Source organism: Natrinema sp. CBA1119 (genome assembly GCF_002572525.1).
Lineage (GTDB): Archaea > Halobacteriota > Halobacteria > Halobacteriales > Natrialbaceae > Natrinema.
This window is the reverse complement of sequence record NZ_PDBS01000001.1, coordinates 1,232,068-1,252,003: the sequence shown is the minus strand read 5'-3', so window position 1 is coordinate 1,252,003 and position 19,936 is coordinate 1,232,068. Positions and strand designations below refer to the sequence as shown.

General features: G+C 61.8%; 18 protein-coding genes. 9 read left to right on the top strand and 9 right to left on the bottom strand.

What is annotated here, in order from left to right:
* Window positions 1–2: 2 nt before the first annotated feature.
* From CP556_RS06105 to CP556_RS27530, 4 genes are all read left to right on the top strand, one after another.
* Window positions 3–428, top strand: coding sequence for a NusA-like transcription termination signal-binding factor (locus tag CP556_RS06105; protein ID WP_098724804.1), 426 nt, complete (start codon window positions 3–5; stop codon window positions 426–428).
* Window positions 429–681: 253 nt separating this feature from the next.
* Window positions 682–1,110 carry a 30S ribosomal protein S12 gene (locus CP556_RS06100; protein WP_004267302.1) on the top strand — a complete coding sequence of 143 codons (429 nt, stop codon included), beginning with the start codon at window positions 682–684 and terminating at the stop codon, window positions 1,108–1,110.
* A gap of 2 nt (window positions 1,111–1,112) precedes the next feature.
* Complete coding sequence (locus tag CP556_RS06095; RefSeq protein WP_098724803.1) at window positions 1,113–1,721, top strand: 30S ribosomal protein S7; 609 nt, start codon at window positions 1,113–1,115, stop codon at window positions 1,719–1,721.
* Between the two features lie 516 nt (window positions 1,722–2,237).
* Complete coding sequence (locus tag CP556_RS27530) at window positions 2,238–2,363, top strand: DUF7503 family protein (protein ID WP_486187770.1); 126 nt, start codon at window positions 2,238–2,240, stop codon at window positions 2,361–2,363.
* Window positions 2,364–2,365: 2 nt separating this feature from the next.
* Here CP556_RS27530 and CP556_RS06090 read toward each other — a convergent pair whose 3' ends face one another.
* The 3 genes from CP556_RS06090 to CP556_RS06080 form a co-directional block, all read right to left on the bottom strand.
* Complete coding sequence (locus CP556_RS06090; RefSeq protein ID WP_255291413.1) at window positions 2,366–4,159, bottom strand: hypothetical protein; 1,794 nt, start codon at window positions 4,157–4,159, stop codon at window positions 2,366–2,368.
* 380 nt (window positions 4,160–4,539) lie between these two features.
* On the bottom strand, window positions 4,540–5,238 hold the full coding sequence (locus tag CP556_RS06085) for a DUF7504 family protein (RefSeq protein ID WP_098724802.1): 699 nt from the start codon (window positions 5,236–5,238) through the stop codon (window positions 4,540–4,542).
* Window positions 5,239–5,385: 147 nt separating this feature from the next.
* A complete protein-coding gene (locus tag CP556_RS06080) occupies window positions 5,386–6,141 on the bottom strand; it encodes a DUF5781 family protein (RefSeq protein ID WP_098724801.1) in 756 nt (251 codons plus the stop codon).
* A 278-nt stretch (window positions 6,142–6,419) separates the two neighbouring features.
* Here CP556_RS06080 and CP556_RS06075 point away from each other — a divergent pair, with 278 nt between their 5' ends.
* Entirely contained in the window at window positions 6,420–8,606 is a 2,187-nt protein-coding gene (locus CP556_RS06075) for an elongation factor EF-2 (protein ID WP_098724800.1), read from the top strand.
* Window positions 8,607–9,059: 453 nt separating this feature from the next.
* Here CP556_RS06075 and serS read toward each other — a convergent pair whose 3' ends face one another.
* Entirely contained in the window at window positions 9,060–10,439 is a 1,380-nt protein-coding gene (gene serS / locus CP556_RS06070; protein ID WP_098724799.1) for a serine--tRNA ligase, read from the bottom strand.
* Window positions 10,440–10,561: 122 nt separating this feature from the next.
* Between serS and CP556_RS06065 the strand changes: the two genes are divergently transcribed.
* Window positions 10,562–11,770 (top strand): potassium channel family protein, encoded by a 1,209-nt coding sequence (locus tag CP556_RS06065; RefSeq protein ID WP_098724798.1) that lies wholly within the window; start codon window positions 10,562–10,564, stop codon window positions 11,768–11,770.
* A 172-nt stretch (window positions 11,771–11,942) separates the two neighbouring features.
* On the opposite strand, the gene CP556_RS06060 is transcribed toward CP556_RS06065, so the two are convergent.
* From CP556_RS06060 to CP556_RS06045, 4 genes are all read right to left on the bottom strand, one after another.
* Complete coding sequence (locus CP556_RS06060; RefSeq protein WP_098724797.1) at window positions 11,943–12,524, bottom strand: magnesium transporter; 582 nt, start codon at window positions 12,522–12,524, stop codon at window positions 11,943–11,945.
* Entirely contained in the window at window positions 12,524–13,099 is a 576-nt protein-coding gene (locus CP556_RS06055) for a magnesium transporter (RefSeq protein WP_098724796.1), read from the bottom strand. Before CP556_RS06055 ends, CP556_RS06060 begins: the two co-directional genes overlap by 1 nt.
* 147 nt (window positions 13,100–13,246) lie before the next feature.
* Window positions 13,247–13,714: a fluoride efflux transporter CrcB gene (crcB, locus tag CP556_RS06050; protein WP_394340728.1), complete on the bottom strand. Its 468-nt coding sequence runs from the start codon at window positions 13,712–13,714 to the stop codon at window positions 13,247–13,249.
* The gene (locus tag CP556_RS06045) at window positions 13,711–14,118 is read right to left on the bottom strand and encodes a CrcB family protein (protein WP_098724794.1); all 408 of its coding nucleotides are present in this window, start codon (window positions 14,116–14,118) and stop codon (window positions 13,711–13,713) included. The genes crcB and CP556_RS06045 overlap by 4 nt, the downstream gene beginning before the upstream one ends.
* A gap of 358 nt (window positions 14,119–14,476) precedes the next feature.
* Between CP556_RS06045 and CP556_RS06040 the strand changes: the two genes are divergently transcribed.
* Window positions 14,477–15,421 (top strand): cation diffusion facilitator family transporter, encoded by a 945-nt coding sequence (locus CP556_RS06040; RefSeq protein WP_098724793.1) that lies wholly within the window; start codon window positions 14,477–14,479, stop codon window positions 15,419–15,421.
* Here CP556_RS06040 and CP556_RS06035 read toward each other — a convergent pair.
* Window positions 15,397–16,566: a sensor histidine kinase gene (locus CP556_RS06035; protein WP_098724792.1), complete on the bottom strand. Its 1,170-nt coding sequence runs from the start codon at window positions 16,564–16,566 to the stop codon at window positions 15,397–15,399. The two genes, CP556_RS06040 and CP556_RS06035, sit on opposite strands and share 25 nt — an antisense overlap.
* A gap of 153 nt (window positions 16,567–16,719) precedes the next feature.
* Here CP556_RS06035 and CP556_RS06030 point away from each other — a divergent pair, with 153 nt between their 5' ends.
* Both CP556_RS06030 and CP556_RS06025 read left to right on the top strand, forming a co-directional pair.
* Window positions 16,720–17,640, top strand: coding sequence for an MBL fold metallo-hydrolase (locus CP556_RS06030; RefSeq protein WP_098724791.1), 921 nt, complete (start codon window positions 16,720–16,722; stop codon window positions 17,638–17,640).
* A 201-nt stretch (window positions 17,641–17,841) separates the two neighbouring features.
* On the top strand, window positions 17,842–19,788 hold the full coding sequence (locus CP556_RS06025) for an AMP-dependent synthetase/ligase (RefSeq protein ID WP_098724790.1): 1,947 nt from the start codon (window positions 17,842–17,844) through the stop codon (window positions 19,786–19,788).
* The last annotated feature ends 148 nt before the right edge of the window (window positions 19,789–19,936 follow it).

Here is a 19,936-nt window from a genome sequence, read left to right as displayed (position 1 = left end):
CGATGGGTGTTACCCTCGACGACGACGCCCGCCAGTATCTCGGTGCGTTCGAGGACGTGACCGGCGTCGACGGTCGGGACTGTCTCGTCACCGAGGGCGGTAACAGGCTCCTGATCGTGGTCGAACGCGGCGGAATGGGCGAAGCGATCGGCCCCGGCGGTCGGACGGTCCAGCGATTCGAGGACCGGGTCGATGCGCAGGTTCGTCTCGTCGAAGGCGCGGACGATCCCGAGGCGTTCGTCGCAAACGTCCTCGCGCCAGCGGCCGTCTACAACGTCACCATCAGCGAAAACGACGATACTGTCGCCTACGTCGAGGTCGCCGAAGACGACCACGGCGTCGCGATCGGAACGAACGGTCGGACGATTGATGCCGCCCGAACGCTCGCGGATCGCCACTTCGGGATCGACGACGTCCAGCTCATCTGATTTGCGTCTCGCTGCGATTTTTGGCCGATACGTACCCCTCGAGGCGACAGTCTCCGAAATCGATCGACCGCTCGCAGTCGATCGTCCGTTCGGGGACCTCTCGCCCGCCGAACGTCGCTAACCCGCGCTCCGGGCGTAACTCGAGCCGGCGAAACGCCCGCAGATTCGGCGAGCGATGTTCCTAAAGCGATCTCGAGCCGTCACGCGGAGTCGAAACGGGTCGCTTAAGTGCCTTCGTCGGATAGCGACCTCCATGGCAAACGGCAAATATGCCGCGCGGAAGCTCAAGAAGGACCGCCAGAATCAGCGGTGGTCCGACTCTGACTACGCGCGCCGCGCCCGTGGACTTCGCGAGAAGTCCGATCCACTCGAGGGTGCACCGCAGGCTCGCGGTATCGTACTCGAAAAGGTCGGCATCGAGGCCAAACAGCCCAACTCGGCGATCCGAAAGTGCGTCCGAGTGCAGCTGATCAAGAACGGCAAGCAGGTCACCGCGTTCTGTCCCGGTGACGGTGCCATCTCGTTCATCGACGAACACGACGAAGTCACCATCGCCGGGATCGGTGGGGCGAAGGGTCGTGCGATGGGCGACCTCTCCGGTGTCAACTACAAGGTCGACAAGGTCAACGGCGTCGCACTGAAAGAACTCGTTCGCGGGAACGCGGAAAAACCGGTGCGATAATCATGGCTGCAGAAGATCAACCGGATCCGGACGCGCCGGCCGGTGGCACAGACGTTTCGGCGAAGCTCTTCGGTACGTGGGAGGTCGGCGAACTCGAGTACGCCGATCCCTCGACCGAGCGCTACATCACGGTGACTCCCGTCGCTCACACCGCGGGCCGCCACGCCAACAAGCAGTTCAAGAAGTCCCAGATCTCGATCGTCGAGCGCTTCATCAACCGCTTGATGCAGACTGAGGAGAACACGGGCAAGAAACAGCAGTCGCTCAACCACGTCCGTGACGCGTTCGAGCTCGTTCACGAGCGCACCGAAGATAACCCCATTCAGGTGCTTGTGACGGCCGTCGAGAACGCGGCCCCGCGGGAGGAGACCGTCCGCCTGAAGTACGGTGGAATTTCGGTCCCGAAGGCCGTCGACGTCGCCCCGCAGCGTCGGGTCGACCAGTCCCTGAAGTTCCTCGCAGAGGGCGTCTACAACTCGTCGTTCAAGACGACGACGGATGTCGAGGAGGCAATCGCCAACCAGCTCATCGGCGCGGCCAACTACGACGTCCAGACGTACGCCGTCAGTCAGAAAGAAGAGAAAGAGCGCGTCGCGGCAGCCGCCCGCTAACGCGATTTATCGATTTGTTTTTCGGTCGGTTTCTCACTCGGAGTAGTGCCATCGATTTTCGACCCGCTCTACTATAGTACCAACTGCAACTAGTTACACACTGATCGCACAGTCCGCAGTTCTCGCTCACTCCGTTCGCTCACGGCTCGCTTCGCTCGCCGTTCGCATCCCCGCGGTTCTCGCTCACTACGTTCGCTCCGAACCGCGCTCGCTCCGAACCGCGCTACTGTCGTGCGATCAGGTGTGCAGTGACTTGCAGTGGCTACTACAGCACTTCCTTGGATTTCCATCCGGTATCTCACCCTGACAGCCCCCATCGAGTGACGCTCGAGTGGTGGTACAGCGGCTCGGAGTTGGATTGCGAATACCACCAGTGAGGTGCTATTCGTATTTGATGTTCTACTAATTCGTTTAATAACGTTTCAACAAGTAGTCTATCATATTGGTATTATCTATCCTTTGAAAGAGATATTAAAATAAATTAATTACAGCCTGGTACTATACTTCGAGTGTACCATGACGGACATTACACAGTACTTGAAGAATCACCCGCGAATGATCGGCGCCCTGTTCACGATTCTGCTGTTACTTTCTCAGGCAGGGGCAGCCACGGCAAATACTAATCTTTTCTTAGGGCCATAGAGTTAGAGACTATCATCAAGTAATTCATCACTCCACCAAATTTCTTCATTACAAAATACTGGAAATTGTCCTTCTTCGTAGAATTTCTTGAGTTCTGGATCGGTTACTGACACATCTGGTATTTCATGAGGGACTACCTTATACCGGTTGACTGGTTCTATACGGGGTGAATAAACACCTCCTCTTCTAATCTCTGCTGAAATATATGGTAATATATTAACAACAGTTCCGTCCTCTATCTCATTTACTAAGCAAATATTTGGTATGCCGATTTCTGATTGTGCTATCGTTGTTCGTGCATCACCGACCATACGATATTGCTGCCCAACGATACTTTCTTGACGGGCAATATCTAGTGCACCATAGAGTGGGAATCCAAGGTTCAACAATTGAGCAATAAGGTTTCCTACGCTCACTGCACCACTATTGGGAACGTTACTGAGAGTTACGATTCCCCCAATACTACCGGCTTTAACGAGGTGGATTCCCTGTTCGTGTGATTGACACGCGTTTAGTAGGAACGCTTTTGCACCTACTGTATTAACCGTCGCAGCATTTAGTTTCCCATCCGAACACTGAAATCCATCTTCATCTATATGACCGATATAGTGTAGAAAATCACTATCTCTTGTCAATACGTCTGTAAGATCAGATGTGGTAAGCTCATAGTGGATAGTAGTTTCAAACGGTAACTCTTCGCGGGCACCGTAAGTCCCGTTAACGCCCTTGAGCTCTTCCTCCATATCAGGATCATTGCAAATCACTTCAATTTCAATAGGACCATCTTTCGGTGCCCGTCCAATATTATTTTCATATGCCATCAATGGGGCTGTACTAGTAATCTCTGATCCATCAATACCAGCCCATAATTGCCGAATTGTTGTCTCCGTTGGTGGGCTCTTGGATTCAGATATAGTTTTGTTCCCACGGCTGCTTCGAGAACTTGCACTTCGATGGAATTCCTCACTGCTTCGAGTAAATTCTTTGATTGACTTTTTCGCTGTTGAGTTAAATGATGATAGACTAGCATCCTCTTCTTGTATTTTAATAATAGCTAGATCGTTGGTAACGAAGGGTAGGAACTTAATATATTCTGCAGTTGGCTTAAACTGTGTCTCAAGTCGCCAACTAGGGAGATGTGGTTGCAAAGAAGCAAATGGCATCTCCAGATATGTTTCTAGCCGTTTAACAAGTGGTTGATCGTATGCAACTTCGGGATCAAATGTAAGGACAGATTCGACTGCCTCCCGTTCGTACAATGGAAGAGGCGTTGTCCCCTCTGTGCGGGCTACACAGTCGAGAAAGAATATCTGCTTCAGTATTCGTGCAACCGTTGTTTCGAGATTCCTTCCACTATCTAAAGAGTGTTTATAGCCAGATTTAGTGACTAATCTAGAATTCGTCCCTGAAACTACATCAGCATCAAGATAGTATGCTAATGGCGCGACTATGAACGTATTTTGAAGTGTCGGAGGAATCTTGATCCGGATTCCTGTTCCCGTTTGGGCAAATTCATCCGGAATCTGTAATTCATCACCTATTTCAAGGCGGGGCGGATGGCCGCGGAGTGTCGGATAGGTCCGTTCTGGGGTTGTGGTTTTCAATGCTGAACCAAAGGCAGACACCGCTGCCATAACGTCTTCCGGGTCGTTTGTCGTTGTAATCGTTCCTGCTGGTCGCTCATGGAATGATCGAGCACCAAGGATCACCTGTGTCGACTCGTCTAGATCAATGTATGTCTGATCATTGTCTGAATAGATGAAAACCGAGCTATCGATATCAGCATAGACCTTCATTGGTCCCGAGATATCCAATATATATTCGCCATACGGGAGGTCAGCCTGTTCGCTTGGGGGACTTTTTCTACCATCGTCTTATCCGCATCCCGGACGAGAATTTGGTTGATTGTTGGTAGCGTAATCGAATCAGTTGTAATCTTCACCACTGAATCAATAGGGAACCCGATTTGATCAACAGACGCTGACTCGAGCGAAACCGGCTCGTTCATCGTCAGTCGATACCGGTGTCGTTCGATCGGATCGATTATCTCGATCCCCTCTTCTGTCGGCTCGAATTTCGGTTTCATTGAAACGGATGAGTGGCTCATAGGGCGTCTCTGGAATCGCGTGTGGCCGTTCCCGAGATCGGACTGATGGACAGGTCCAGCGACGGACCGTTACTCCGAATCGACCGGCAGCCAGCCGGAGCTGTAGGCTCCGTCGTCGATATCCCACCGCTCCTGGTAGTCGCCGTTTTGCTCCCGAAGTTCGACGACCACGTCGAAAAGCGGCGAGAGGACTGGAACGACCTGCGCATCCCGTTCGACCGGGAGGTGATAGTGCACCATCCCGTCGATGGTCCTCGTTCGGCCGTTGATCAAATGCAGGAATTTGAACATTCGCTGTCTGCCGTACTCCTCGAGGAGGGGAAGCAACGAATTGATTCCGACCCTGACCTCGGACGGCTCGAGCACGTCGGCGGTGGCTTCGAAGGATTCGATCGCACTCGAGATGGCGATGCCGAGGTCGGCGAGGGTATCGACATCGGTCGTCGACGGTTCGATCGACGGCGAAACATCCGGAGCGGTCGCGGCGGCACTGCGCGCCTGCGCGTTGTAGGCGATAACCGAAAGCGTCTCCGAACTCCCGTCGTCGACGAAGTGTGAGACGGGGTGTGGTTCGCCGGTCGTCGAGACCAGAACGCGTCGCCGGACACGGCTGGCCCCACAACCTAGCAGCCGTTGACAGGTATCTCGACGCTGGTCAGGCTGGACGGAACCTACGACGAGAACGCTCGCTCCCTGTCGTTTCAACCGCGTTAGCTCGTCGGAGAAGCCGTCCCCGTTCGTCCCTTCACAGTCCGTTCCCGAGAGCATCACTAGTATGTTCCACGGTTTTATACCCTCAAACAATAAATGTTCGGGTTGAAGTGTACGGTCAACGCTTCGATGAACCGCCGTTTCAGGTATCCGCTCGAGTCGGCCGATCACGCCGGTCACCGTCGCGATTCTGGTCGAGACGACTCAGTCCGCCGCGGGTCCCTTGCCGCCGACGTACGCCCGTGTCGCGTCGACGAGCACCTGCCGGTAAGAGCTCGTGTCGGGCTCCCGTGCGAGCTCTCGGAACCGCTGTTTGAACGCCTCGAAGTCGACCTTCGGTGCATCCATCGCGGCCGCGTGCGCGAGGTCGTAGAGTCGGTGGTCCTTGTCGACGAGATCGTGCCGTTCCGCGAGCGCCAGTGCGAACGCGGCGTTTACGGCCGTGATTTCCGGGTCGGCGCTCGCAGAGAGACGCTCGAGCCCGGGTCGGGGCGGTGTCTCGGGTCGGTCGGCGACCGCCGCGGCGAGGCTCGACTCGAGGAAGGAGAGCAGTTTCTCGCCGGGGCCGACCGAGAGCGTGATGTCGTCGGCGTAGATATCTTTCATGTGGTTTGCAATCTGATAGCAGTGGGAGAGTTTGCGCCGTTCGACGCTCTTGCCGGCCAGCGCGAGATAGAGCACCTCCTCGGTCGACTGGGTGTGGGAGGGGTGTCGCTGCTCGTGGCGAGCCATGTGTGCGAACTCGTGAAGGGCGAGTTCGCGGGCCATCGCTGACGAGGCGGCCTGCCTCGAGATGTTGAGCACGTGGCGATCGTCGTCGTGAGCGGCCCAGGTTCGTTCGTCCGGATCGTCGCGGAGGTGGACGTAGACCGGCAGCGAGAGGTCGTGTTCGGTTTCGAAGAGGTCACGGGCGCTGAGGAATGGAGAGGTCGGACCCGGCCCCTGAACGCGAATATTCATGTGTGATACTAACAAGAGCCGACGGGATTTGACTCTTGCGTGCGATTGCACGCGGGTGAATTGGGTCGTGTCCGCCACACGGCTACGGTGGCGATGTGAGTTCGGATCGCGGCGTTCCGGGATTATGTAGTCGCGTCACCGTGGATCGGGAGTCACACATCACGGGTGGGATTCACTCACTCAAATTGGATATTCAAACGTTCGAACCGGGAAGACGACGAATTTCGGCGGCGACGAAACACTACCCTTTTGACCCCGCTGGCGGTAATGGGGTATATATGGGCCGACGCAAGAAGATCGTCCAAGAGTGTGAACGGCTGATGGACGAACCGGAGAACATCCGGAACATCGCCATCGCCGCTCACGTCGACCACGGGAAAACGACGCTTTCTGACAATCTCCTCGCCGGTGCCGGCATGATCTCCGATGAGACTGCCGGTGAACAGCTCGCGATGGACACGGAGGAGGACGAGCAGGAACGCGGAATCACCATCGACGCGGCGAACGTTTCGATGACTCACGAGTACGAGGGTACCAACCACCTCATCAACCTCATCGACACGCCGGGCCACGTCGACTTCGGTGGCGACGTCACCCGGGCGATGCGCGCCGTCGACGGTGCGCTCGTCGTCGTCGACGCCGTCGAAGGGGCCATGCCCCAGACCGAGACGGTGCTCCGTCAGGCGCTCCGAGAGGGCGTCAAGCCGACCTTGTTCATCAACAAGGTCGACCGTCTGATCTCCGAGCTGCAGGAAGGACCCGAAGAGATGCAGAACCGACTCCTGTCGGTCATCCACGACGTCAACGAACTCATCCGCGGCATGACCGAGGAGCGCGACGACATCGACGACTGGACCGTCTCCGTCGAGGACGGCACCGTTGGCTTCGGTTCCGCGCTGTACAAGTGGGGCGTCTCCATGCCCTCGATGCAGCGAACCGGGATGGACTTCGGCGAAATCATGGACCTCGAGCGCAACGACGAGCGCCAGGAACTCCACGAGCGGACGCCGCTGTCGGACGTCGTGCTCGACATGGTCTGTGAGCACTTCCCGAACCCGGTCGATGCACAGCCACGTCGTGTCCCGCGCATCTGGCGCGGTGACGAGGAGTCCGAACTCGCCGAATCGATGCGCCTCGTCGACGAGGACGGCGAAGTCGTCTTCATGGTCACCGACATCGCGATGGACCCCCACGCCGGCGAAGTCGCTTCCGGTCGCGTCTTCTCGGGTTCCCTCGAGAAGGGTCAGGAGCTGTACGTTTCCGGGACCGCGGGCAAGAACCGCGTCCAGTCCGTCGGGATCTACATGGGTGGTGAACGCGAGGAAGTCGATCACGTTCCCGCGGGGAACATCGCCGCCGTCACGGGTCTCAAGGACGCCATCGCCGGCTCGACCGTTTCCAGCGTCGAGATGACGCCGTTCGAGACGATCGAACACATCTCCGAGCCGGTCATCACCAAGAGCGTGGAGGCACAGACGATGGACGACCTGCCGAAGCTCATCGAGACCCTTCGACAGGTGTCCAAGGAGGACCCCACGATCCAGATTACGATCAACGAGGACACCGGCGAACACCTGATCTCCGGGCAGGGTGAACTCCACCTCGAGGTCATCACCCAGCGTATCGAGAAGAACCAGGGGATCCCGGTCAACACCGGTGAACCGATCGTCGTCTACCGGGAAGCGATCCAGCGTGCGAGCGATCAGGTCGAAGGCATTTCGCCCAACCGCCACAATCGCTTCTACATCTCCGTCGAGCCGCTGCCCGAGGACGTCGTCGACACGATCAAGAAAGGCGAGGCGTCGATGGACATGCCCGAGCAGGAACGCCGAGAGGCGCTCCAGGACGCCGGCATGGACAAGGACGACTCGCAGGAAGTCGAGCACATCCACGGCTCGAACATCCTGCTGGATCAGACGAAGGGTATCCAGCACCTGAACGAGACGATGGAGCTGTTCATCGAGGGGCTCGAGGACGCCCTCGACAACGGTCCACTGGCGAACGAGCCGGTGCAGGGGACGCTCATCCGCCTGCACGACGCTCGACTCCACGAGGACACCATCCACCGCGGCCCGGCACAGGTCATTCCCGCGACCCGGAACGCCGTCCACAAGGCGCTGATCGACGGCCGCATCAAGTTGCTCGAGCCGATGCAGGACGCTCGTATCGACGTTCCCAATGATCACATGGGTGCTGCGTCCGGCGAGATTCAGGGTCGTCGTGGCCGCGTCGACGACATGTACCAGGAAGGGGACCTCATGGTCGTCGAGGGTATCGCGCCCGTCGGCGAGATGATCGGGTTCGCGAGCGACATCCGCTCCGCGACCGAGGGTCGTGCCTCCTGGAACACCGAGAACGCCGGCTTCGAGGTCATGGCCGACTCCCTCCAGCGCGAGAAGATCATGGAGATCCGAGAGCGCAAGGGCATGAAGCTCGAGTTGCCGCCAGCGATCGACTACCTCTAAGCACCTTTTTACTCCTCGGGTGCGCTCACTGCGTTCGCGCACCGCTCGGAGGAAAAATCTGTCTTGCGAACGCTTTGCGTTCGCACGTGCCGCGAGACGCGAAGCGTCTCGCTTGCCACCAAAAACGCCGGAAGAGCGCAGCTCTTCCGAGCCCTCGTTCACTGCGTTCACGAGGAAGGCCGCTCGCGTCTTCGACGCTCGCGGTACAATCGCTAAACCGTCAGCCGCGCCTACCGCTGACTATTCAGTTTAAACTCCCCATTCGTCACGTAGCTCTGACTCGAGAGCCGGTTTCAAAGATTTGCGGACATTCTCTCGTCGGATGAGATCGAAGACGGACGAAACACGGTCGAGCGGTTCGGCGCTCGAGTAGTTCGGCGGCCGTGACGAAGAGCGATGGAGACAGGCGCGAACCGCGTTCGAGGAGTGCGTCGCTGAAGCGTTGGTGCGGTGTTATTCTCGTTCGCCGGCACCGAGCGCGGCCTCGCCGACCTTCTCGTGGCCCTCGATGACCTCCTTCCCGCCCATATACGGCTGCAGGGGCTCGGGAATCGTCACCGTCCCGTCCTCGTTCTGGTAGTACTCGAGGAGCGCCACCATCACCCGGGGAATCGCGAGCCCGGAGGCGTTCAGGGTGTGGAGATACTCGGCCGACTCGTGGCGCTCGGGCCGGTAGCGCAGGCCGGCGCGGCGGGCCTGGAAGTCCTCGAAGTTCGACGCGCTCGAGACCTCGAGCCAGCGGCCGCCTTCCTCGGGGCCGTCGTCCATGTCGTCGCCGGGGGCCCAGACCTCGATGTCGTAGGTCTTGGCGCTGGCGAAGGTCAGGTCGCCGGTACAGAGCTCGAGGATGCGGTAGGGGAGGCCGAGTTGTTTGAGGACTTCCTCGGCTTCCTCGAGGAGGTTCTCGAGGCGGTCGTAGCTCTCCTCGGGTTCGACGAAGTTGACGAGTTCGACCTTGTTGAACTGGTGGACGCGGACGATGCCTCGCGTTTCGGTGCCGTGCTCGCCGGCCTCGCGCCGGAAGTTGGGCGTGTAGGCCTGGTGTTTGAGCGGGAGGTCGTCGTCCAGCAGGATCTCGTTGGCGTACATGTTGGTGACCGGCACCTCCGCGGTGGGGCAGAGCCAGAGATCGTCTTCGTCGTACTCCTCCTCGTTGCTGCCGCCCAGCCGATAGGCGTCGTCGGCGAACTTCGGGAGCTGGCCGGTGCCGCGCATGGAGGCGCTCTTGACCGGGATCGGCGGAAAGAGATCGACGTAGCCCTGCTCGCGGTGGAGGTCCAGCATGAACTGGATCAGGGCGTGCTCGAGCTGTGCGCCCTCGCCTTTGAGGAAGTAGAAGCCGGCACCGGTCGTCTTGGCGGCGCGTTCCTCGTCGATGATGTCCAGCTCCTCCCCGAGGTCGTAGTGGGGGGTGACCTCGTCGGGCAGCTCGTGCGAGTCGTCGAACCCCCAGCGCCGATCCTCGACGTTGTGTCGCTCGTCGATTCCCAGCGGCACGCTCTCGTGGGGGACCTGCGGGATCTCGAGCATCCGTTCTCTGAGTTCCTCTTCGAGTTCGACCCCCTCTTCCTCGACCTCCTCGATCTTGGCTTTGAGCTCCCGGGAACGCTCGATGGCTTCCTCGCGTTCCTCGTCTTTCCCTTCGGCGACGAGCGTGCCGATCTTCTTGGTGATCTGGTTGCGATCGTGGCGCAGGTCGTCGCCGCGAGCTTTCAGTTCCCGCCACCGCTCGTCGAGTTCGAGTAGCTCGTCGAGGTCGACGTCGGCCCCGCGGTTCTCGAGGGCGTCGCGTACCTCGTCGGGGTTCTCGCGCAGATAGGTCCGGTCGAGCATTGGTCTTGCCCGTGCGTTCTTTGCGCCCGGGCAAAACCGTGTCGGAAGGCCGCGTCTCCCGATCGTTCGCTCGAGCCGTCGGCGGGAAACGCTTTTTTCGTCGGCGGGCCGACTCTCACGGTATGGACCCGCTCGAGGGCGAGCTATCGTCGGCGTCGATCGAGTACGAGCCCGTCAGCGTCAAGGACGTGCTCGTGGAGATGAAGGACACGGCGGAGCTGTTGATCGACCTCTCGTACTCGGCGGTGCTCCACCAGAGCGAGCCGCTTGCCACGGAGGTGCTCCGACTGGAAGAGCGGATGGACGTCCTCGAGTTGCGCGCGCGGATGAGCCTCCTGATGGCTGCACGGAAGCCCGCGGACGCGGAACAGCTCGCGCCCGTCCTCGGAATCGTGGGCGCGGCCGACGGGATCAGCGACGCCGCCGGCGACATCGCGAAGATCGTCCTCGAGGACGTGGGGCTGCCCGAAGCGATGCGGGCCGCGTTGCCGGACGCGGCGGGCACTCTCGTTCGGGGCGTTGTCGCCCCCGACTCCCCCTACGCCGGGCGAACGCTGAAAGACATCGACCTCGAGTCGGAAACTGGTGTGCGCGTGATCGCGCTCCGGCGGGGGAACGAGTGGCTGCTCAACCCCGGCCCGAACACGCGCGTCGAGGCCGACGACGTGGCGTTTCTGCGGGGCCCAGACTCGTCGATCGGTGACGTTTACGAGACGCTGACCGGCGAGGTCTACGAGGCACCCTCCGTCGAGACGGCCGACATCGACGACCTCGAGCGGGCCGTGGACACGATCATCCATATGAAGGACTTCTCCGAACTCGCGGTCGATCTGGCCTACAGCAGCGTGCTGTTCGACAGCGAGGAGCTCGCGGAGGAGGTCCGCAACCTCGAGGTCGAAGTCGACGCGATGCAATCGCGATTCGAGGCGTGGACGCTACGGGCGGCCGCCGACGCGCCGGATCCCGTCGCCCTGCGGGGGCTGATCCAGCTGGGAAGCAGCACGGAGCGGATCAGCGACACCGCGATCGAGATCAGCGAGGGCGTCTTGCGGGATATCGACGTCCACCCGGTCGTGCAGATGGCCGTTCAGGAGAGCGACGAGATCATCACTCGCGTCGTGGTCGAGACGGGGAGCGAACTCGACGGCACTGCGGTCACCGCCGGTGTTCCCGACGCCGAGTCGACGATGTCGGTGATCGCCATCCGCAGACCCAGCGAGGGGTGGCTGCTGGTCGCGGACGCCGACGCCGAGTTACGCGGCGGCGACGTGCTCATCTCGAAAGGGACGCGGACGGCCGCGGCGGACTTCCGAGAACTCGCGTCCGCGTAGTCTCGATTCATTTTCGTCGCGACGGACCGCTGCTCCCGTCCGTTCTTTAAGTGCCTCTGGTCACAAGGTAAAGATACGACGGAAGAACGGTCCTTCTCGAGCGAACCCACTGACCACCGAGACGCGAGTCTCCGGAACGTCCGAGTTCGTCTCATCCCGCACGGGTACGATCTCAGTTCAGAACGACGATCGCGACCCCCGAAAGGACGATAACGCCGAGAATGTCACAGAGGTTCGTGACGACCGGGATCGTCGTATCGTCGGGATCCAGCCCCTGCGTGTAGGAGACGTAGGTCGCACCGAGACTGAGCGCGACCGCGATGACGGCCAGCAGCATGCCGCTGACCACCGAGATGAGCATGAGGTCGACGAGCGCCATCGGTTCGGCGATCACCTGGCCGACGACCCAGGCGGCGATACCCAGCGCCGAGAAGATCGTTACCGCGAGTCCCAGAATCGCAAAGATGTTTGTCCACAGCACCTCGTCCCGGGGGTCGAACTCGAGCACCCCGAGATGCAATCGCGTCGAGAGCCGCGAGGAGAGTATCGCGCCGAGGTTGCCGCCCATGCCGATCATCACGGGGACGAGCACGAGCAGCGTCGGGTTCGCGAGGTAGGTCTCCTCGAGTGCCTCGAGGACGTAGCCCGACCCCATCTCGAGCATCGAGAGGACGAGCAGGATGGGAAACATCGTCCTGACGATGTGCCGGATCGTCCAGGTGTCGAGCGGGTCGTCGGGGTCCGCGGCCGCCATCAGAACACCACCCCGATGACGGTGAGCGCGACGAAGAGGAAGACGACGCCGAAGACGTCGCCGAGCGTGGTGACGATCGGGCCGATCAGGTTGTCGGGATCGAGACCGTACTTGTAGCTCGCGAACACCAGCGCCAGCAGGCCGAAGATCAGTGTAAACGAGGTCAGGACGCCGGAGACGAGCATGATCCCGATGAGTTCGACGAGTCGCGCGGACTCGCGTCCCAGCGCCTGGAGAATGCCCCACGAGAGGAACGCGATGACCATCGAGATACCGATCCCGTTGATGAAGGAGGCGACGATCGCGTTGACCAGCCGCCGATTCCACGAGAACGTCGGATCGATCAGCCCCTGGTGGAGCCCGCTCGAGATGCGCGCCCCCAGCGCGCCGTAGACGTTCCCCCGGGTCGCGAGGAAGGCGGGGAGCAACAACAGCATGCCGGGGAACCGCTCGAAGCCGGCCGTCATCCCCTCGGAGCCGAGGACCGACCCCGCGAAGATCCCGCCGGCGAGGCTGACCACGAGAATCGGCAGCGACTCGCGGTAGATGCGCCACGCGGTTTGGCGAGCCTCCATAGCGGCGAATGACGTAGTCCGGACATAAACCTACCGCGGGTCGAACGCGAGCACAACGTCCGACAGCGTGTGGATTGCTACCACACCTGGCCGATCGCTAACGTGTTTCACTGGGCTCGCTGGCGGAGGCCGTTTTTTGGACGTCGCTTAGAGAGAACTCGCCACGATGAGGACCCACGCGAGGCCGATCGCCGCGAGCGAACAGGCGAGGGTCGCCGCGGCGTTGCCGACCGCGAGGGCTCGCTCCCCGCGCTCGTACAGCCGGACCGTTTCGACCGAAAACGTCGAGAAGGTCGTGAACGAGCCACAGATTCCGGTGCCGACGAGCTGTAGCGTCGACTCGCTCGCGCCCGCGAAGACCGCGAGTCCGAAGACGAAACTGCCGACGACGTTGACCGCGAACGTCGCCAGCGGGAATCGGCCGCTCGAACCCCGGGAGACCCGCTGGCCGACCCAGTACCGGAGGACTGCACCGATCGCGCCGCCGGTGCCGACGAGGTGGGCCGGTGCCGGTTCGACGGTGACGACTGCTTGGATAGCCGTGCGTGCGAGAACGACGGCCGCGTGGGTGAACAACTGGATAGCGACGACCCCCTCGAGAACCATCGCACTCACGCTGTCTCACCGCTGGCGTGGTGTGGCGTCCCGACCCGACGTGCGAGCGCCCGCCCTACGAGCACGCCGAGCAGCCCGAGTCCGTAGTTCGCGGCGACGATGCTGACCAGCGCGAGCGGATTCGACGCGAGCGCGGTCTGGAGCGCGAACGTGCTGTAGGTCGTCAGCGAGGAGAGGAATCCCGTCGTGAAGACGAGGCGGGCCCGCGAACCGATGTGCCCCGCGTACTCGGCCTCGTAGACCAGAAAGCCGAGGAGGGCGCTCCCGACGGCGTTGACGAGGACGATCGAGGGAACGTCCGGGAGCGCTTCCATCGCGAAAAACCGGAGGTTCGAGCCGGCGAAACCGCCGACGGCGATCAGAGCGAGCGTCTCGAGTCGAACGAGCGGGTGTGCGTCTGCCATGGCTGGGTGGTCACGCAGGGACCGTCATACGGACTCCTGTCAGTCAGCTCCAGCGCACCCGCCACCCGTCGTGCGGGTGCGCCGGGACCCAGTGACAGCAGGCCGTATCAGCCGACCGACGCTCGCCGGCGTGGCACTGGGATCGACGCCAGCCACGGACCGGCACGTCTCGCCCGGCGGTTGGGTCAGGCGGGCCCCATCGCCCGATCGTGTGCTCCCTCTCGCGGGCACACAATGAGGGTTCCGGATGCCCTCTTGCGAGTCCTCCCGAAAGCGATCTCGCGGCTCCGAATCGTGCTCGAGCGACTCGAGTCGCGGAAGGAAAAGAGCCAAGGTTAGACTGCCTCTAAACCGAGCCATGACCGGAGACGCTGGCGGGGACGGCGGCCGGAGCGGGTTCGCGCGGGCGTCGTGGGCGAACGTCCTCGGTAACGTCGTGAAGATCGTCGCCGAGGGGGCGGCGGGGCTCGCGTTCGGGAGCGTCGCCCTGCTCGCGGACGCGGCCCACTCGCTCGCGGATCTCGTGGCCAGCGTGGTCGTTCTCGTCTGGGGTCGAAGCGCGTTCGACGAACCCGACACGACCCATCCGCACGGCCACGATCGGATCGAACCCCTGACGGCGCTGTTCGTCGGTGCCGTCATCGCGCTCCTCGGACTGAACCTGCTCTACCGGTCCGTCGAGGGACTCCTCACCGGCACTGATATCGAGTTCAGCGTCTTGCTCCTCGTGGCCCTCGGGTTCGCAATCGTCGACATGTACCTCGTCTACCGCTACACCGTTCGGATCAACGAACGCCTGCAGTCGACCGCGCTCGCGGCGCTTGCGAAGGACTGTCTGAACGATATCTACACCTCGGTCGCCGCCATCGTCGGCGTCCTCGGCGTCCTGGTCGGCTATCCGATACTCGACCCCGTCGCCGGCGGCCTCGTCAGCCTGCTGGTCGTCTACCAGGGCGTCGAGATCGGTAGGGAAAACGTCGATTACCTCATCGGTGCCGCGCCCGGTCCCGAGAAGCGCGGGGAGATCACCGACCGCCTGCGGAGCCATTCGGCCGTCGAGGGCGTTCACGACCTGACCGTCTTCTACGACGGCACCGTCCTCGAGGTCGAAGTCCACGTCGAGGTCGACGGCGACATGCCGTTTCGCGACGCCCACGACATCGAGTCGGAACTGGTCGATCAGTTGCGAGGCCTCGAGGATGTCGGCGACGCACACGTCCATCTCGATCCGTCCGGAATCGGCGAGTGGAAGGAGTCGGTCGACGAGTTCGGATCACCTTACGACGAGTCCGGGTCGCCGTAGTTACTCTCGGGGGCGTCCGCGGGAGACGACGCCCGCGGCAACGTGACGACGAAGACGCTCCCGTCCGGGCCGGTGTTGGTGAGCCTGACGGTGCCGTCGTACCTGTTCGCGAGGATCCGGGAGAGATAGAGGCCCAGCCCGTGGTTGGTCGACTTCCGCTCGAACAGCGACTCTCGAGTCGCCTCGGAAATCCCCGGACCGTTATCGGCGATCGTGACCCTCACGGTCTCGGGCGCCGTGTCGACGGTCACGCGAACGCGCGGCGCGTCGCCGTCGTTGTGTTCGATCGCGTTCTCGAGGAGGTTCGAAAAGACCCACTGCAGTCCCTGATTTCCCCTGACTGCGACCGCGTCGGGTAGCGTCGCCTCGAGTACGACGTCGTCGAACTGGGCGCGACACTCGGCCAGTTGCGCCTCGAGTACTGCGGTGAGGTCGACGGAGCCGGTTTCGGCTCCCCGGTTCGCGTCGAGCATCGCCCGCACGTCCTTGATGACGCCAACGAGGTCGTCGCTTTCGCCTTCGATCGTCTCGAGACGGTCGCGGAGCCGTTCGTCCTCGTATTGCTCGCGTAACAGCGATGCGTGACCGCCGATGATCTGCGAGGAGTTTAGCACCTCGTGTCGGAGGAGGTCGTTCAGGTACATGAGGAGCGCCCGCTCGTCCTCGAGTTGTTCGGCACGGACGGTGTCGGCCGTCACCTCGACCTCGCGCTGGATGGCACTCGCTTCGACGTAGCCGACGACGAATCCGCCCACTGCGCCCGCATTGAGGGAGAAGTGAGCCCAGGAGATGTTTCCCGCGAGGTTATGCCAGGGGGAGAACAGTATCGTCACGAGGTTGATCGCCAGAAAGATCGCTCCACTGCCGAGATACCACTTGAGTATCCGACCGTACCGATTCGCGTCGATGTCGCTCCGCTCGAGGCGGTATCCGCCCCACGCCAGCCCGAGGGCCGGGCCGCCGACGAAGAGGAAACTCAGCAGGACCTCGATTCCGTCGAGCAAATCAGCGAACGCGATCCACCAGCCGACGAGGAACGCGAACGAGAGGACGCCGCTCCCGATTACGATCCCGGGCGTGTGTGCTCCCCGGAGCCACGACTGGGGGGGTTCGAGGCTGATCTGATCCGACAGATCGTGGCTCACCTTCGATCGAGCGGGGGTCGTTCGGGAACGGTTCGAATCATCTATCGTACGAATGAGGGTGGGGTGTAAAGGGAGTAACGGCCCACCACGGTCGCGGTCGCATCGGCTGGCCGCGACGCGAGCTTTTATCCTGCGCGATGACGAGCTATCGATATGGAAGCCGGAGACGTCCGCGAAGTCAGGACCGGAGACTGTTCGGATCTCTACTATCTCGACACGGGGATGTACGGCACGGACGAGTACGGGTCCGTCTACATTATCGACGACGACCGCCCCGCCGTCGTCGACACCGGTATCGGCACCAACTACGACCTGCTCCGCGAGGCCCTCGAGCACGTCGGTATCGCTCGGGACGAACTCGCGGTCATCGCGCTGACCCACATCCACCTCGATCACGCCGGCGGCGCGGGCTTTCTCGCGGCGGACTACCCGAACGCCGACGTTTACGTCCATCCGATCGGGACCGATCACCTGATCGATCCCTCCCGCCTGGTCGCCGGAACGAAAAACGCCGTCGGCGAGCAGTGGGCCCACTACGTCGAACCGGAGCCGATCCCCGGCGACCGGCTCGTCGAGATCGAGGGCGGCGACGTCATCGATCTCGGAACGCACGAACTGCGCGTTCACGCGGCACCCGGCCACGCGCCACATCAGGTCGTCTTCGAGGACCCCGCGAACGATGCGGTGTTCGTCGCCGACGCCGCCGGCATCTGGGTCCCGAAGATCGAGGAAATCAGGGAGACTTCGCCGCCCTCGAACTTCGACCTCGAGCAGTGTCTCGACGACATCGAGACGCTGAAAGCGCTCGATCCGGACGTCTTCTGTTACCCCCACTTCGGGCCGCGATACGTCGGCGACAACGTTGATCGGGCCCTCGAGGAGTACGCGACCGTCCTCGAGGAATGGGTCGACGCGGTCGCGGACAAACGTCGGGAACTCGCGGACGACGAGGCCGTCATCGAGCACTTCGCCGCTGCGACCGAGATGACCGACGTCTGGGGAGCGGAGAAATCGAGCGAGGAGGCGAAACTGAACGCGCGCGGCGTGCTGGGCTACCTCGAGCACCGAGAGTGAGTCCGGGTCGACCGACGCGCCCTCACGAGGATCCGGAGCAGTCGCCCCGACGACAATCAACGTTCGGTTCTTTTCCGTTGAGATACAGTTCTCTGGCGTCATCGCGGTGGTTTCGGCGGATCGAACGGAAGCGATAAACCTGCCGACAGATGAAACCCGTTTCATCACGTTTTATCGCACGGGAGCTACTCTCACGCGTATATGAACTGGCGGGACGCCGAACGAGAGTACGAGGATGAGGTTATCGGGGAGACGACGCTCGCCCGGATGTTCGAGGAATCGGCCGAGCGGAATTCGAACCGACCGGCCCAGCAGTACAAGGGAGGGATCTACGAGCGGTCGCTGACGGACTCGGTTCTGCCCGCCGCCACGCCCGGCGAGTTCCGGACCATTTCCTACGCGGAGATGCGCGATATCGTCCGGACGCTTTCGGCTGGCTTCCGCGATCTGGGGGTCGAAACGGGGGATCGAGTCGGTCTCTTTTCCAATACCCGAATGGAGTGGGCCCAGTGCGATTTCGCTCTGCTGGGTGCCGGCGCAGTTATCACCACCGTCTACACGAGCTCCTCGCCCGATCAGGTCGAGTACCTGCTCGACGACCCCGACGCCGACGGCGTCGTCGTCGAGAACGAGGAACTGCTCGAGAACGTGCTCGAAGTCGAGGACGAACTCGACCTCGAGTTCATCGTCTCGATCGACGAGATCGACGGTTACGACGACCGCGACGACATCCTCACGCTCGGCGACGTCTACGCCCGCGGCGAGGAGCACTTCGACCTCGAGGCCTACGAAGCGCGACTCGAGGAGACGGAGCTGGACGACCTCGCGAGCCTGATCTACACCAGCGGGACGACGGGCCAGCCCAAGGGTGTCCAGTTAACTCACGGGAATTTCCGGTCGAACGTCAACGGTATCCGAAAGCGCTTCGCGCCACGCCCGGACAAGGGAGACGACGTCCCGACGCTGGACGAGGAGTCCCTGGCGATGTCGTATCTGCCGCTGGCGCACGTCTTCGAGCGGACGGCCGGTCACTTCGTCCTGTTCGCGAGCGGTGCCTGCGTCGCTTACGCGGAGAGCCCGGACACGCTCCAGGAGGACTTCAGCATCGTCAGCCCGACGACGGCGACGAGCGTGCCCCGCGTCTACGAGAAGATTTACGACGGCATCCGCGAGCAGGCCAGCGAATCGGGCGCGAAAGAGCGGATCTTCGAGTGGGCCACGGACGTCGGCGTCGAGTACCAGCGGGCAGACTCCCCGGGGCCGATCCTGACAGCCAAACAGGCGCTGGCGGACAAACTCGTCTTCTCGACGGTTCGCGAAGCGCTGGGCGGCGAGATTGACCTGCTCATCAGCGGTGGTGGGAGCCTCTCGCCGGAGCTTTGCCGGCTCTACCACGCGATGGGACTCCCCATCTATGAGGGATACGGCCTGACCGAGACCTCGCCGGTCGTCTCGACGAATCCGACGGATGCCGTGAAGATCGGCACGATCGGCGCGCCGCTGGTCAACGTCGACGTGACTGTCGACGAGACCGTCGCCGATCAGGAGGCCTTCGCTGACGACCCCGGCGAGGTCGGGGAACTCCTCGTGAAGGGACCGAGCGTCACGCAGGGCTACTGGGACAAGCCCGGCGCGACGCAGGGCGCGTTCACGGAGGAGGGGTGGTTCCGCACCGGCGACATCATCCACCTGCGGCCCGACGGCTACCTCGAGTTCCGCGACCGAATCAAACAGATCATCGTTCTCTCGACGGGAAAGAACGTCGCGCCCGGCCCGCTCGAGGACGCCTTCGCCGCGAGCGAGGTCGTCGAACAGGCGATGGTCGTCGGCGACGGCGAGAAGTTCATCGGCGCGTTGCTGGTCCCCAACACGAATCACATCCGCGAGTGGGCCGAGAAAGAGGGGATCGATCTGCCCGACGACCCGCAGGCGATGTGTGACGACGAGCGGGTCCGCGACCACATCCAGCAGGAGGTCGACCGGGTCAACCAGAACTTCGAGAAACACGAGACGATCAAGCGGTTCGAACTCGTGCCCCAGGAGTTCACCGAGGAAAACGACATGCTCACCCCGACGATGAAGAAAAAGCGCCGGGTCATCCTCGAGCGGTTCGAGGATCGCGCGAATCGGATCTACGAGGACGACTGATCGGCTCCGGCGCGATGACGGCCGGCCGTGGCTCCCTCGCGGACCCGATCGGGATCGACGGCTGGGGGACTCGTATCGGCCACGTTACGGCCGTTTCTCAGAGGAGTTAACCCACTGGAGTGATTTCGTCGAGACGAATGGATATGGC